Annotated in this window: 13 protein-coding genes; all 13 read left to right on the plus strand. The window is 61.6% G+C overall.

Annotation, left to right across the window (positions count from 1 at the left end; genetic code table 11):
• Window positions 1-308 precede the first annotated feature (308 nt).
• The gene (locus H0V78_14055) at window positions 309-611 is read left to right on the plus strand and encodes a hypothetical protein (GenBank protein MBA2352858.1); all 303 of its coding nucleotides are present in this window, start codon (window positions 309-311) and stop codon (window positions 609-611) included.
• A gap of 67 nt (window positions 612-678) precedes the next feature.
• Window positions 679-2,100: a hypothetical protein gene (locus H0V78_14060; protein MBA2352859.1), complete on the plus strand. Its 1,422-nt coding sequence runs from the start codon at window positions 679-681 to the stop codon at window positions 2,098-2,100.
• Between the two features lie 120 nt (window positions 2,101-2,220).
• On the plus strand, window positions 2,221-3,120 hold the full coding sequence (locus tag H0V78_14065; protein ID MBA2352860.1) for a zinc ABC transporter substrate-binding protein: 900 nt from the start codon (window positions 2,221-2,223) through the stop codon (window positions 3,118-3,120).
• A 7-nt stretch (window positions 3,121-3,127) separates the two neighbouring features.
• On the plus strand, window positions 3,128-3,883 hold the full coding sequence (locus H0V78_14070) for a metal ABC transporter permease (GenBank protein ID MBA2352861.1): 756 nt from the start codon (window positions 3,128-3,130) through the stop codon (window positions 3,881-3,883).
• Window positions 3,884-4,116: 233 nt separating this feature from the next.
• On the plus strand, window positions 4,117-5,325 hold the full coding sequence (locus H0V78_14075; GenBank protein MBA2352862.1) for an STAS domain-containing protein: 1,209 nt from the start codon (window positions 4,117-4,119) through the stop codon (window positions 5,323-5,325).
• A gap of 61 nt (window positions 5,326-5,386) precedes the next feature.
• The gene (gene hslV, locus H0V78_14080; GenBank protein MBA2352863.1) at window positions 5,387-5,938 is read left to right on the plus strand and encodes an ATP-dependent protease subunit HslV; all 552 of its coding nucleotides are present in this window, start codon (window positions 5,387-5,389) and stop codon (window positions 5,936-5,938) included.
• A 71-nt stretch (window positions 5,939-6,009) separates the two neighbouring features.
• Entirely contained in the window at window positions 6,010-7,365 is a 1,356-nt protein-coding gene (hslU, locus tag H0V78_14085) for an ATP-dependent protease ATPase subunit HslU (protein ID MBA2352864.1), read from the plus strand.
• A 126-nt stretch (window positions 7,366-7,491) separates the two neighbouring features.
• Complete coding sequence (locus H0V78_14090; protein ID MBA2352865.1) at window positions 7,492-9,459, plus strand: APC family permease; 1,968 nt, start codon at window positions 7,492-7,494, stop codon at window positions 9,457-9,459.
• A 149-nt stretch (window positions 9,460-9,608) separates the two neighbouring features.
• Window positions 9,609-11,048 carry an FAD-dependent oxidoreductase gene (locus H0V78_14095; protein MBA2352866.1) on the plus strand — a complete coding sequence of 480 codons (1,440 nt, stop codon included), beginning with the start codon at window positions 9,609-9,611 and terminating at the stop codon, window positions 11,046-11,048.
• Window positions 11,012-11,809, plus strand: a complete 798-nt coding sequence (locus H0V78_14100) for a TVP38/TMEM64 family protein (GenBank protein ID MBA2352867.1) — start codon at window positions 11,012-11,014, stop codon at window positions 11,807-11,809. The genes H0V78_14095 and H0V78_14100 overlap by 37 nt, the downstream gene beginning before the upstream one ends.
• Window positions 11,810-11,813: 4 nt before the next feature.
• Window positions 11,814-12,602: a DUF547 domain-containing protein gene (locus tag H0V78_14105; GenBank protein MBA2352868.1), complete on the plus strand. Its 789-nt coding sequence runs from the start codon at window positions 11,814-11,816 to the stop codon at window positions 12,600-12,602.
• A 146-nt stretch (window positions 12,603-12,748) separates the two neighbouring features.
• Window positions 12,749-13,414, plus strand: coding sequence for a hypothetical protein (locus H0V78_14110; GenBank protein ID MBA2352869.1), 666 nt, complete (start codon window positions 12,749-12,751; stop codon window positions 13,412-13,414).
• A partial coding sequence (locus tag H0V78_14115) for a glycosyltransferase (protein ID MBA2352870.1) occupies window positions 13,411-13,663 on the plus strand: 253 nt, incomplete at its 3' end. The genes H0V78_14110 and H0V78_14115, both read left to right, overlap by 4 nt.

The raw sequence follows: 13,663 nt of genomic DNA on the forward strand, positions 1-13,663 counted from the left end.
GGGAGTAAACCCTTCGAAACAACCATTAGTCGCTTGGATATGGACTGAATTGAGCAAGTTGTGCCTACAAAACAGGCAGCGACGGAATTTTTGACTTCGGGTCACGACTGAAAGAGTCATTTGTTCAGTGCTTCCTTAGCTGCGCGCAGCGGACGAGTCGAGGCGCTTCTTATGACGCAACATCACACCTGGCGAACGGCCGCTTTACGTTTTACGAGGTATCCGCGCGTTTCGATTGCGGTAAACTGGGAACGCAAACCGGTTATCCGAATCAGACATCGCGGCACATCTACCCACATTTCGTTTCAGTGAAAACCAGCCGCCCCTTGTTAGCTCTGCTCGTATTGCTGTTGCTATTCGCGCAGCAGGGCGCGGCTGCGCACGGCATTTCACATGTCGCCGATGCCGCGCAGCAAGAGCAGCAACTTCCGTACGACCAGTTTTGCGATCAGTGCAGCGCCTATGCGCAGCTGCCGGGCGCGCCGCAGTCGGGACCAGCGATTGCGCTGGTTGCAGACATTGGCGCTATCTTCGTCACACCCGCCGCACGTTTCTATACTCCTCTCGTCGCGCTCGCGTTCTCGTCGCGGGCGCCGCCATCCGTCCTCTAAAAAGCTGGGGTTTCCCGCAGCTGCGTCCGTAACGCGCTGCGCCGTTCGCTTTTTCGAGGAGATATTCATGCTCAGTTATGCACTGGCGCGAGCTGCGCTGGTCGGCTCGGCGCTCTGCGTGTTGGCCGCGCCATTGGCAGTTGCCGCTTCCGATTCCGAACTCGCGGAAATCCGCAATGAGATAAACAAGGTGCGTGAAGCGTACCAAACGCGCATCGAAGCGCTCGAGAAGCGCCTGAACGATGCCGAGGCCAAAGCGCAAAGCGCGCAAAAAACTGCTGCCCAAGCCGAAGCCGCGGCGGTCGGCGTGCAGTCGCGGCGCAGCCAAAATTCCGGCAATCCTGCCATTTCGCTGATCCTGCAAGGCACCTACGCAAATTTTTCCGAGGACCCCGAAACGCGCAGCATCGCCGGCTTCGTTCCGGGCGGCGGTGAGTTTTTTCCCGGTAGCCGTGGTTTTTCGCTGGCCGAATCCGAACTAAACATAGCAGCCAGCGTCGATCCGTATTTTCGCGGTCTGTTCACGGCCGCGCTGACACCCGAGGACGAGATCGAAATCGAGGAGGCGTGGATCCAAAGCCTGAGCCTCGGCGCAGGCTTTACCGCGAAAGCCGGGCGGTTTTTTTCCGGCATCGGTTATCTGAACGAAATCCATCAGCATGCGTTCGATTTCGTCGATTTCCCGCTCGCCTATCAGGCCTTCCTCGGCGGCAATTACAGCGATGACGGCGTTCAGTTGAGGTGGCTCGCGCCGACCGATCTATTCATCGAAGTCGGCACCGAAGCCGGGCGCGGGCGCGCATTTCCGGCTTCCGACCGCAACAAGAATGGTGCCGCCTCGGGCGCGGTATTCGTGCACGTCGGCGATGATCTCGGGATCAGTCACAGCTACCGCGCGGGCTTGTCGTATCTGCATACGGCGCCGCGCGAGCGCAGCTTCGACGACACCGACAGCCTCGGCAATCCGGTCGTCAACGCTTTCAGAGGCAACAGCCGGCTGTGGCTGGCGGACTTGGTTTACAAATACGCGCCTGACGGCAACGCGCAGGTCAAGAATTTCAAGCTGCAAGGCGAATATTTTTGGCGCCACGAAAGCGGCGAACTCGGCTTCGACGACAGCGCCGGCAGCGCACAATTCGGTGCGTTGCGCGATGCGTATGCGGCGCGCCAATCGGGCTGGTACGTGCAAGGCGTTTATCAATTCATGCCGCGCTGGCGCGCCGGTGTGCGTTACGACCGGCTCGATTCTGGAAACGCGGTGATCGGCCTGGTGCAAAACGGCGCCGTGCCGGGCGACAATTTTCCGCTGCTCGTCACGGGTAAAAATCCGCAGCGCGCGAGCGCGATGCTCGACTTCAGTCCGAGCGAATTCTCGCGCTTGCGGCTGCAATACGCGCGCGACGAATCTCGCCCCGACGGCGTCACCGACGATCAGATCATCCTGCAATACATCATGAGCCTCGGCGCCCACGGGGCGCACAGGTTTTGACCGCGCTACTAATCCGACCGGCGAAGCGAAGCAGCCAATGCCCCCCCAATTCCGTTCGCGATCATTATGCTGCGCCGCCCGACCCGACAGATATCGATGCCTATCCGATGAGAGACGATGATGAATAAATTTCTGTTTGCCCTGCTGTTGCTGTACGTAGCACCCGTGCAGGCGAAGCTCAACATTTTTGCCTGCGAACCCGAGTGGGGTGCGCTCGCGCAAGAACTGGGCGCCGACAGGGTCGACATTTATACCGCGACAACCGCCTTGCAAAATCCGCATTACATCGAAGCGCGGCCGAGTTTACTGGCGAAAGCGCGCCGCGCAGATCTCGTGATTTGCACCGGCGCCGAGCTCGAGGCGGGATGGCTGCCGATCGTGCTGACGCAATCGGGAAACGCGAAGATTCAGGCCAGCTCGCCGGGTTTTTTCGAAGCTTCGAGCTTTGTCGTCAAGCTCGAAGTCCCGCAATCGCTTGATCGCGCGCAGGGCGACGTGCATGCCGCGGGCAACCCGCACGTCCACCTCGACCCGCACAACATCGCGAAAATCGCGACGAAGCTGACGGAACGCTTCGCGCAACTCGATGCCGCCAACGCCGGCGCTTATCAAGCGCAAGGCGGCGCCTTCCAGGAAAAGTGGCGGGACGCGATCGCGGGCTGGGAGGCGCGCGCGGCGCCACTAAAAGGGCTGCCGATCGTGACCTACCACAAGGATATGAGCTATCTGATCAACTGGCTCGGTTTGATCGAGCTGGCGAATCTCGAACCGAAGCCCGGGGTGCCGCCGACGACCGGCCACCTGACCGACTTGCTTGAGCAGCTCGAAAAAAAGCCGGCCAAGGCAATCGTTCGTTCCGCCTACAACAATCCGAAGCCGGCGCAATGGTTGGCCGAGCGCGCGCGTGTACCCGCCATCGTGCTGCCATTTACGGTTGGCGGCAGCGAACAGGCACGCAACTTGTACGGGCTGTTCGACGACAGCGTTGCGCGTCTGCTCAGCGCGACAAATGCACAATGAGCGCACAATGAATGCCTCCGAGCTCTACATCCTGCTGCCGGCGTTTCTCGCCGGAGTGCTGGTTACGGCAACACACGTGCCGCTCGGTATGCAAGTGTTAAGCCGCGGCATCGTGTTCATCGATCTCGCTATAGCGCAAATCGCCGGACTCGGCGTCCTCATCGCCGATAGCCTCGGCTTCGACGCGGAAGGCATTGCGGTACAGGTCGCCGCCGTGTCGGCCGCGCTCTCCGCCGCGCTGCTGCTGACGTGGACCGAAAAGCGCTGGCCCGACGTACAGGAGGCGACCATCGGCGTCGTCTTCGTCGTCGCTGCGTGCATGTCGGTTTTGTTGCTTGCCGGCAACCCACACGGCGGCGAGCACCTGAAGGATTTGCTGATCGGGCAAATCCTGTGGGTCAGTTATGCGCAACTGCTGCCGGTCGCGCTGTTGACCGCCGTCGTCCTCGCTTTTTGGTTCGGTCTCGGGGCAAGACTTGGGCGCGCCGGCTTCTATACTTTGTTCGCGCTCAGCGTGACGATCTCAGTGCAGCTAACTGGTATCTATCTCGTGTTCGCCAGCCTGATCGTGCCGGCACTGGCTGTACGCAATCATTCGCGTGGGCGACTGGGGACAGCATATCTGCTGTCGATCGTTGCCTACGCGATCGGCCTCGTCGCATCTGCGGCTACGGACCTGCCGTCGGGCGCGGTAATCGTTTGCGCGATGGTTTTAATGGGCTTGCTGTTCCAAAGCTTCGCAGGCAGGCACACCCCGGCATAGTAATGGCAGGCGGGCAACGAGCACCACTGGAGCGTAATTGCGGTGTCAGCACGCGTGTGCTATAAAAGATCGGCCTTATTTCCCCGTTACATCCGGACCAACGATCGCACGTGGTATTTTCTTTTTTCCGCAAGAAAGATTCGCCAACAACTGTGCCCGCGAAGCGCAAGCCGGCGCACACCAGACCAGCGCCCGAGACTATAGTGCCCCCCGCGGGCGGAGTCGCTCCGAAAGTGGCTGTGCCGCAAGCGCGCAAAGCGCCCGCGACGCCGGTGGCGGCGGGCACGCCCGCGAAAAAGCTGGCGCCGAAGCCAGCGCCTCCTCAAGCCCAGCCCAGGGCGCAGCCCAAAGCAGCGCCGAAAAAGCAGATTTTTTCGGATTCCGGAGCCAGCGGTTTCGAGGTATCGGATTCGTCAGCCGAGCTGTCCGGCGCCGCTGAAGAGGCGGCGATCCTGTATGCGAACAACCAGATTCAGCCGGCGATTGCCGTGCTGCTTCAGGGCATCGGCGAGAAACACGGTTCGGGCAACCGCTCACTGTGGCTGATGCTGTTCGATCTCTATCAATTGCAGGGCATGCAGCAGGAATTCGACGCCCTCGCGCTCGATTTCGTCGTCAAGTTCGAGCGCTCGCCGCCGCCGTGGCGTAATCAGGAAAAGACCAAGGCGGCGCCCAAAGTCACAAAGCCGGCAGCCGCCGGAACCACGAGTTTGTCGGGCAAGCTGACCGCGGCTTGCAAGCCGCAACTCGAACAGTTCGTGCGCACGATCGAAAGTAAAAACCAGGCGCGGCTCGACTTGAACAAAATCGACGGCATAACGGCTGAAGGCGGCGCGCTATTGCGGGAGACGCTGCAAAGCCTGCGCAAGCGCAATGCGCCGCTGTCGCTGACCGGGGCCGACCATCTCGCGCAAGTCGCCGAAGATGCGCTGCCGACGGCCGACGGCGACGAGAAAACGGCGCTTTGCCTGCTGCTGCTCGAGCTCTATCAGATCTTGGGCAAACAAGCCGAGTTCGATGATCTGGCCGTGGAATACGCGGTCGAAACCGAGGTTTCGCCGCCGTCGTGGGAAGCGGCGCCGCGCTGGTGCGATGAGGCTGCCGCGCATCCGAAGCCGGGCGAGGACGGAGAAGGGGCTCCGGAAAGCGCAGCGGCGCCCGCAAACCGGTTCGCACTGACCGGCGAGATGGCCGGCTCGACCGAGCCGCAACTGCGCGATCTCGTCGACTATGCGGCATCCCGCAACGTAATCGAAGTCGATATGTTCGATCTGCGGCGCATGGATTTTGTCTGCTGCGGCATGCTGCTGAACATCCTGACAGGCATCCGCCAGGGCGGCAAAGTCGTTCGCCTGATGGGCGCCAATGAGATGGTATTCGCGCTGTGCCGGGTCATGGGCATCGATCAGGTCGCGACCCTGGTCAAAAGCAAGCATCACTGAACCCGCCTCGGCGCGCCGGCAGCGGGCTTCCGCAGCAATCGAACAAACCCCGGGGAAACCGATGCAGCAGTATCACGGCACGACCATCCTGTCGGTGCGGCGCGGCGGGCAAATCGCGCTCGGCGGCGACGGTCAGGTCACGCTCGGCAACGTCATCATCAAAGCCGGCGCGAAAAAAGTGCGGCGCCTGTATCACGACAAACTCCTCGCCGGGTTTGCCGGCGGCACCGCCGATGCATTCACCTTGTTCGAGCGCTTCGAAGCCAAGCTCGAAAAGCATCAGGGGCATCTGCTGCGCTCAGCCGTCGAACTGGCCAAGGATTGGCGTACCGACCGCATGCTGCGGCGCCTCGAAGCCATGCTCGCGGTAGCCGGCCGCGACGCCTCGCTCGTGATTACCGGCAACGGCGATGTGCTCGAACCCGAATACGGCATTCTGGCGATCGGCTCCGGCGGCGCATTCGCGCAGGCGGCGGCCAAGGCGTTGCTAGACAACACGGAGCTGTCCGCGCGCGACATCGTCGCCAGGTCTCTGACCATCGCCGGCGAGCTGTGCATTTATACCAACCAGCAGCACGTGATTGAAACGCTAGACGGCGGGGATCGGGCATAGGGGATCGGGGATCGCAAGGCCCTTGGTTTACCCGATGCCCGATACCCTCTTTGCTATCCCCGGAACTCCCCATGACCCCCCAGGAAATCGTCCACGAACTCGATAAACACATCATCGGCCAGGCCGCCGCCAAGCGCGCCGTTGCCATCGCGCTGCGCAATCGCTGGCGACGCCAGCAAGTCGAAGAACCGCTGCGCCAGGAAATCACGCCGAAAAACATTTTGATGATAGGCCCGACCGGCGTCGGCAAAACCGAGATTTCGCGGCGCCTCGCGCGACTCGCCAACGCGCCGTTCATCAAGATCGAAGCGACCAAATTTACCGAGGTCGGCTATGTCGGGCGCGACGTCGATTCGATCATCCGGGATCTCGTCGAATCGGCGATCAAGGACGCGCGCGAGGCGGAAACGAAGAAGGTCCAGCATCGCGCCGAAGACGCCGCCGAGGATCGCATCCTCGATGCCTTGCTGCCGCCGGCGCGCGAAATCGGCTTTCACGCCGGCAGCGATGGCGACGTTGACGGCGGCGCTGTGCAACGCGATAACGCAACGCGCCAGAAATTTCGCAAGAAGCTGCGCGAAGGCGAACTTGACGATCGCGAGATCGAAATCGAGATCGCCGCCATGCAGGCGCACATGGAGATTTTCGCGCCGCCCGGCATGGAAGACCTGACCAGCCAGATTCAGGGCATGTTTCAGAACATCGGCGGCGGGAAGAAAAAAACGCGCAAACTGAAAATCAGGGATGCGATGAAGCTGATCAGCGAGGAGGAAGCGCACAACCTCGTCAACCTCGACGATCTGAAAAGCCAAGCGGTCAACAACGTCGAGCAAAACGGCATCGTGTTTCTCGACGAGATCGACAAGATCACGAGCCGTTCCGACGGCCTGGGCAGCAGCGGCGCCGAGGTGTCGCGGCAGGGCGTACAGCGCGATTTGCTGCCGCTGGTCGAGGGCACGACGGTCACCACGAAGTACGGCATGATCAAGACCGACCACATCCTGTTCATCGCCAGCGGCGCGTTCCATATGGCCAAACCGTCCGACTTGATCCCCGAGTTGCAGGGCCGGCTGCCGATCCGCGTCGAGCTCGAATCGCTGTCGGTCGCCGATTTCGAGCAGATCCTGACCAACACCGACGCTTGCCTGACGCGTCAGTATCAGGCGCTGCTCGCGACCGAAAACGTCACGCTCGACTTCAGGCCGGATGCCATCAAGCGGCTGGCCGAGATCGCCTGGGAGGTCAACGAACGCACCGAAAACATCGGCGCGCGCCGCCTGTACACGGTGATGGAAAAGTTGCTAGAGGAAATTTCGTTCGACGCCGGCCGCCACGAAAATTCGACGGTGACAATAGACGCCGCTTACGTCAACGAGCGCCTGGACGAACTGGCGAAAAGCGAAGACCTCGCGCGCTACGTGCTATGAACCTCGCGCGCGTAGGCACAAAGCTTGCCGCCGGCGAACCCTGATTGAAGTCGGGATTTATTAACGGCCCTCCTCGGACGATTGAAGGCCCAGTCAATAACAACAACGTAACCCGCGCCATCCGCCATGCCGCAACGGCATAAAATCAGCGATCTCGTGTTCGGCGCAGCGCGCGATCCCATGAGCGCGGATGCGCGCAAACATGCCACGCTGATCGCGTTTTTCGCATGGGTCGGGCTGGGCGCGGATGGCTTGTCGTCATCGTGCTACGGCCCGGAAGAGGCCTACCTTGCGCTGGGCGCGCACAGCCATTTCGGCCTGTATCTGGCGGCGGCGACGGCGATTACGGTGTTCATCATCGCGCTGGCCTACAATCAGGTCATCGAGCTATTCCCGAATGGCGGCGGCGGTTACAAGGTTGCCACCCAGTTGATCGGCGCGCGCGCCGGTCTGGTCTCGGGTGCTGCGCTGATCGTCGATTACGTGTTGACCATTTCCATTTCAATCGCGGCCGGCGCCGATGCCTTGTTCAGCCTGTTGCCGCTGGCCTGGCAGCCGTACAAGGTCGCGGCCGGCGCGGGCTTGATTATCGCGCTGATCGTGCTGAATCTGCGCGGCATGAAAGAGGCGATTAAATTCCTGCTGCCGGTCTTCGTCGGTTTCGTCGTCGTGCACGTGTTGCTGATCGTTTACGGCATCGTCGCGCACGCCGATCGTCTGCCGGAGGTCGTCGCCGCGGCGAGCGACGAGACTTTCAGTCTGAGCCGCGAAACGGGCTGGATTTTTGTCATCGCGACCATGATGACGGCCTATTCCCAGGGCGGCGGCACCTATACCGGGCTGGAGGCGGTGTCGAACAACGTCAATACGCTGGCCGAGCCGAGGGTGCGTACCGGCAAGCTGGCGATGCTGTATATGGCGATCTCGCTGGCGTTCACCGCGGCCGGCATTTTGCTGATCTACCTGTTGTGGGACGTAGCGAAACAGCCCGGAGAAACCCTGAATGCAACCGCGTTTGGCGCGGTCATCGGCAGCCTCGGTTTTTCCAGCCCGCTGCTCAATCACGGTGCGCTGATCGTGGTTCTCGCGCTCGAAGCGGGCCTGCTGTTCGTCGCCGCCAACACGGGCTTTCTCGGCGGCCCGGCCGTGCTCGCGAATATGGCAGCCGATTCGTGGGTGCCGCGGCATTTCCGCGAATTGTCGAGCCGGCTGGTCACGCAAAACGGCTTGCTGCTGATGGGGATCGCAGCACTTGCCGTGCTGATCTGGAGCGGCGGCGACGTCACGCTGCTGGTCGTGCTCTACAGCATCAACGTGTTCCTGACATTTTCATTGTCCCTGTACGGCTTGTGCGTGTACTGGTGGCGCAATCGGGAAGTCGCGAAGCGCTGGCGACGGCGCTTCCTGCTATCGCTGGCCGGCCTGGCCGTGACCTCGAGCATCCTCGCCGTCTTGATCGTCGAAAAATTCGATCAGGGCTGGGTCACCATCCTGATTACTGGTAGCGTGGTCGGCGTTTGCGTGCTGATCCGCAAACACTACGACGAGACGCGCGTGCAACTGCGGCAGATCGACCAGTTATTCGCGCCGGCCGGGATACTCGACGACGTGCCGGAACCGCCGCCGCTCGATCCCCAAAAGCCGACGGCGATTTTTCTGGTCGGCAAGAATCGCGGCGTCGGCATGCACACACTGCTTTGGGTCCAGCGTTTGTTTCCCGATCACTTCAAAAACTTCATATTCCTGAGCGCCGGCGAGGTCGACAGGCAAAGTTTTGACGGCCAGGGCGCGTTGCGAACCTTGCAGTACCAGATCCGGAATTCATTACGCTATTACACCAATTTCTGCGCGAACCACGGCCTCGCCGCGGCCGCCTACGACGCCTACGGCACCGATCCTGTCGCCCAGCTCGATGCGCTGGCCGAAACCGTCATGGCCGATTTCCCGAACAGCGTCTGTTTCGCCAGCAAACTCATTTTCGTGCACGACAATATTTTCACGCGCTGGCTGCACAATCAGACCGCGCTGCACATGCAGCGGCGGCTGCACCTGCGCGGCCGGCAAATGGTGATTCTGCCTATGAAGGTGTCCTAGCCGCGAGGGACAAGCCAGTCGGTCGCCGGGCGGAAACCGCCGCGCGAACGGCAAGGTGAGTTGTTCCTATCGTTTGAGCGAGGACCGCGGCAGCCGGATGGTGCTGTAAGAACCTCACGATTTTGGCGACTACTCGTGAAGAGAAACCAATGGCCAATGCGGAATTCGATATCTGTGTGATCGGCGGCGGTTCGGCGGGCCTGACGGCTGCCGCCGGCGCCGCTTTGCTGGGGGCAAGGGTGGCATTGCTCGAAAAGCGCGCGCTTGGCGGCGAGTGCCTGTACTACGGCTGCGTGCCGAGCAAAACATTACTGCATTCGGCCAAGGTCGCACAGATGACGCGCGAGGCCGGCAGCTTCGGCATCGAAGCCGCGCCGCCGCGGATCGACCTCGCGCGCGTTATGCAGCGCGTTCACTCGGTGATCAAGGCGATCGAGCCGCACGACAGCCCCGAGCGTTTTCGCGGCCTCGGCATCGATGTCGTTTTCGGCCACGGACAATTCGTCAGTGCCGAAGAGTTCAAGGTCGGCGCGCGCACCATCACCGCAAGAAAGTTTGTGATCGCGACCGGATCGCAACCCGTGATTCCAAAAATCCCGGGCCTCGACGGCGTTCCGTATCTGACCAATGAAACCGTATTTGGCCTGGGCGAAGCCGTACCTTCGCTGATTATCCTCGGCGGCGGCCCGATCGGCATCGAGATGGCGCAGGCCTTCAGGCGGCTTGGCAGCGAGGTGCACGTCGTCGAGCGCGGGCCGCGCATTCTGGAGAACGACGATGCCGAAGCAGCCCAGGTCGTGCACGAGCGGCTCGCGCGCGAGGGCGTGCAATTTCATCTCGATGCGAGTCTCGAACGGGTGAGCGGATCGGCCGGCGCGATCAACGCAGAGTTGCAGCTCGGCGGCGGCGCGAAGAAGGTCGTCACCGCGAGCCACATCCTGGTCGCAGTCGGACGCAAGGCGAATGTCGAGGGACTGGGCTGCGAGGCTGCCGGCGTCGCGGTCGATAAAGGCGGGGTGAAAACCGATGCGCGGCTGCGCACCACGAATCCGCGCATTTACGCGTGCGGCGACGTCACCGGCCCGTATCGCTTCACGCATACCGCCGAACACCAGGCTGGCGTCGTGTTACGCAATGCGTTGTTTCATTTGCCGGCCAAAGTCGAAACGCGCGCTGTGCCGTGGTGCACGTTCACCGATCCGGAGCTTGCGCACGTCGGACTCACGGAGCAGGAAGCGAAAAAACAGCAGCTCGCGTATGAAATCTATCGCGCGCCGTTTGCCGACAACGACCGCGCGCAAGCCGAAGGCGCGGCAGACGAGATCGCCGGCTTCGCCAAGCTCGTGACCGACGCCAAAGGCCGTTTGCTCGGCGCGACCGTGGTCGGCCCGCACGCCGGCGAACTGATCCACGAACTGGTCGTGCTGGTGGCCAAACGCAGAAAGATCGGCGACATCGAAAACGTCATCCATATTTATCCGACGCTCGCGCAAATCGCATTACGCGCCGCCCAGGCACGGCGCAAAGCGCGGCTCACGCCGCGGAGCAAAAAATGGATCAAGTTCCTGTTCGGACTGCGCGGGCGATGAAAACCGAAACCGGGAAATCGGAAGAGAAGGCCGACGACAAATCTGGCGCGCAGGGAGGACGCGGAAGAGCACTGCGCATCGCTGTAGTTCTGATTTTCGCCGGCGGTTTGGTCGCGTTTTTCGCGCTCGGCGGCCGCGATTATCTGAATCTCGAAACGCTGCAGGCGCAGCGCGAGACCCTGCGCGCGTATGTCGAGCAAAATTACGCGCTGGCGCTTGCCGGCGGCATGTTGATCTATATCCTCGCGACCACGTTCAGCATCCCCGGCGCTATTTTTCTGACGCTCGCGATGGGTTTTCTGTTCGGCCGCTGGATCGGCGGGTGTGCCGTGATCCTCGCGGCGACGATAGGCGCAACCTTGGTGTTCCTCGCCGTGCGCTATCTGTTCGCCGATACTGTCAAGCGCATGGTAGGCAAGCGCGCCGAAAAAATTTCGGCCGGCTTTCGCGAAGACGCCTTCAACTATTTGCTGTTCCTGCGCGTCGTGCCGCTATTCCCGTTCTGGTTGGTCAATGTGGTACCGGCCCTCGCGGAAGTGCCGGCGCGGACGTTCATCCTGGCGACCCTGATCGGCATCACGCCGGGCAGCTTCATCTTCGCCAACCTCGGCCAGTCGCTGGCCGAAATCGAATCGGCGCGCGAACTTTTGTCCACCCAGAATCTGATCGCGTTCGGCCTGCTCGGCTTGTTCGCGCTGACGCCGGTGCTGATCAAAAAAATACGCAAGGGGCGCGGCCACGCACCGAAAAAAAAGGAGTAAAGACGTGATTCAGTTGATCAGCGAATACCGTCTCCACCGCTTGCCGTTTGTTGTCCTGGCGCTGATGGGCCTGACTGGCGTTTTTGTACCCTCGTTATCGGAGGCGCAAACCACGAACGACGGCCACGCATTGTTCGACGCCGTGCTGCGCGATCACGTCGACGATGGCGCCGTCGATTATCCGGCCGTTTCCGCCGATGCGCGCTTTGCCGATTACCTCGAACAATTGCGCGAGACCGACGCGCAATCGTTGCCGCGCGCGCAAAAACTCGCCTTCTGGATCAACGCTTATAACGCGCTCGCGATGAAGGGCATCCTCGACGGCTCGTCGCCGCGCTCTTTTTTCGGCAAGGCGAAATTCTTCTATACCGACAAGTACGAAGCAGGCGGCGTCAAAACCAATCTGTACGATCTCGAACACGACATCCTGCTGCCGTTAAACGATGCGCGCATCCATTTCGCCATCGTCTGTGCGTCGCGCTCATGCCCGAAATTGCGTGCGGAAGCGTACGACTCCGAACGCCTCGATCAGCAACTCGATGCCAGCGCGCGCGACTTCATCAACGACGCCACGCGCAACCGCTACGACCGCGCGCAAAAGACCGCCTATTTGTCAGCGATCTTCGATTGGTTCGAGGGCGACTTCGAGCGCGCCGCAGGCGGCGTGCAGAAATTCGTGGCGCGTTACCTGAACGACGAACACATCGCGCAGGAACTGGACAGCGAAAGCTATCGCGTCGAGCACCTCGATTACGACTGGAATTTGAATGGCAAGCCGCCAGAGAAGCGCTGACGCGCGCGCCTTCTTTCCCTTTCGAAAGGGAAAGCAAACAAGGGGCGAGCAGGATTCGACTGGCCGGGAAATCTTTACTTAAAGGGCTCCAAAGCGTTGCCAGGCGCCGGCTAGCGTTTTTTTTACTGTGAAGGAATGTTCGTCCGATGTTCATCGCCTCAGTCCATCCCGAAGCGAATATTTCCCGCGTGTTCGCTGCGCTCGGAGAGGGCGAGCGCAGCGCGCGCGACGCCGCGCGCAAGCAAGCGGACATCGCTCCTGACGGCAAAGCGCGCCGCTTCCTGCTGGCGCAGGCGCGGCAGGAGGCGTTTCATGCCTGGGTCTGCGACGGCGCCGTGCATTGGTTGGCGCCCGACTCAGCCGGCGCGAGCGCGCTGCCGGCGGCTGTGAAGCGCGCGCTGCGACGTTATGCCGAGCGCATCGGAACCGATCTCGCTGAACGCGAATTCACGCGTTCGCTGGTCGGCATGCAGGTCGTGTTCGAGGGCCTGGGCGCAGTCGTCCTGGGCAAGCTCGACATCGGTCTGAGCAAACACGGGAAGCGCTTTGCGCCGCTGCGCCGCATCCTGCTGCGCCAGGAAGATGCGCATCACGAATTCGGTGTGCGCTGCCTGCAGCGCCTTATTGCATCGGACGCCGAGCGCGCCGGATTGGGCGCCGCGTGCGCCGGTTATTGCGAGTTGAGCGATGCGGATCTGCGTGCCTGCAGCGAGCTGTTCGGCGATTTCGATGCCGAGATCGCCGAATACATCGAGCAGGCGCGCACCGGCCTGCCCGCTTTTCTGGCGCCGCCGCGCGTGATATTGACGTGATTTCGGTCATCATTCCGGTATACAACGAAAGCTGCGCGCTGCCAGCGACGCTCGCGCGCCTGTTCGCGCAAGGCGGCGATTTCGAAGTCATCGTCGTCGACGGCGGCAGCAGCGACGACACGCGCGAGCTGGCGATGCGCGAACCTCGCGTGCGTTTGCTGGTCGCACCTAAAGGGCGCGCGCTGCAAATGAACGCAGGCGCGGCGATGGCAAAGGGCACATGGTTGCTTTTTTTGCACGCCGACACCC

The sequence above is a fragment of the Burkholderiales bacterium genome (genome assembly GCA_013695435.1).
Classification (GTDB): Bacteria; Pseudomonadota; Gammaproteobacteria; order Burkholderiales; family JACMKV01; genus JACMKV01.

What these genes read in the sequence shown, in the direction of transcription:
- H0V78_14060 (MBA2352859.1), top strand. Translation starts at nt 679, where the DNA reads ATGCTCAGTTATGCACTGGCGCGAGCTGCGCTGGTCGGCTCGGCGCTC.
- H0V78_14065 (MBA2352860.1), top strand. Translation starts at nt 2,221, where the DNA reads ATGAATAAATTTCTGTTTGCCCTGCTGTTGCTGTACGTAGCACCCGTG.
- H0V78_14070 (MBA2352861.1), top strand. Translation starts at nt 3,128, where the DNA reads ATGAATGCCTCCGAGCTCTACATCCTGCTGCCGGCGTTTCTCGCCGGA.
- hslV (MBA2352863.1), top strand. Translation starts at nt 5,387, where the DNA reads ATGCAGCAGTATCACGGCACGACCATCCTGTCGGTGCGGCGCGGCGGG.
- hslU (MBA2352864.1), top strand. Translation starts at nt 6,010, where the DNA reads ATGACCCCCCAGGAAATCGTCCACGAACTCGATAAACACATCATCGGC.
- H0V78_14090 (MBA2352865.1), top strand. Translation starts at nt 7,492, where the DNA reads ATGCCGCAACGGCATAAAATCAGCGATCTCGTGTTCGGCGCAGCGCGC.
- H0V78_14095 (MBA2352866.1), top strand. Translation starts at nt 9,609, where the DNA reads ATGGCCAATGCGGAATTCGATATCTGTGTGATCGGCGGCGGTTCGGCG.
- H0V78_14100 (MBA2352867.1), top strand. Translation starts at nt 11,012, where the DNA reads ATGGATCAAGTTCCTGTTCGGACTGCGCGGGCGATGAAAACCGAAACC.
- H0V78_14110 (MBA2352869.1), top strand. Translation starts at nt 12,749, where the DNA reads ATGTTCATCGCCTCAGTCCATCCCGAAGCGAATATTTCCCGCGTGTTC.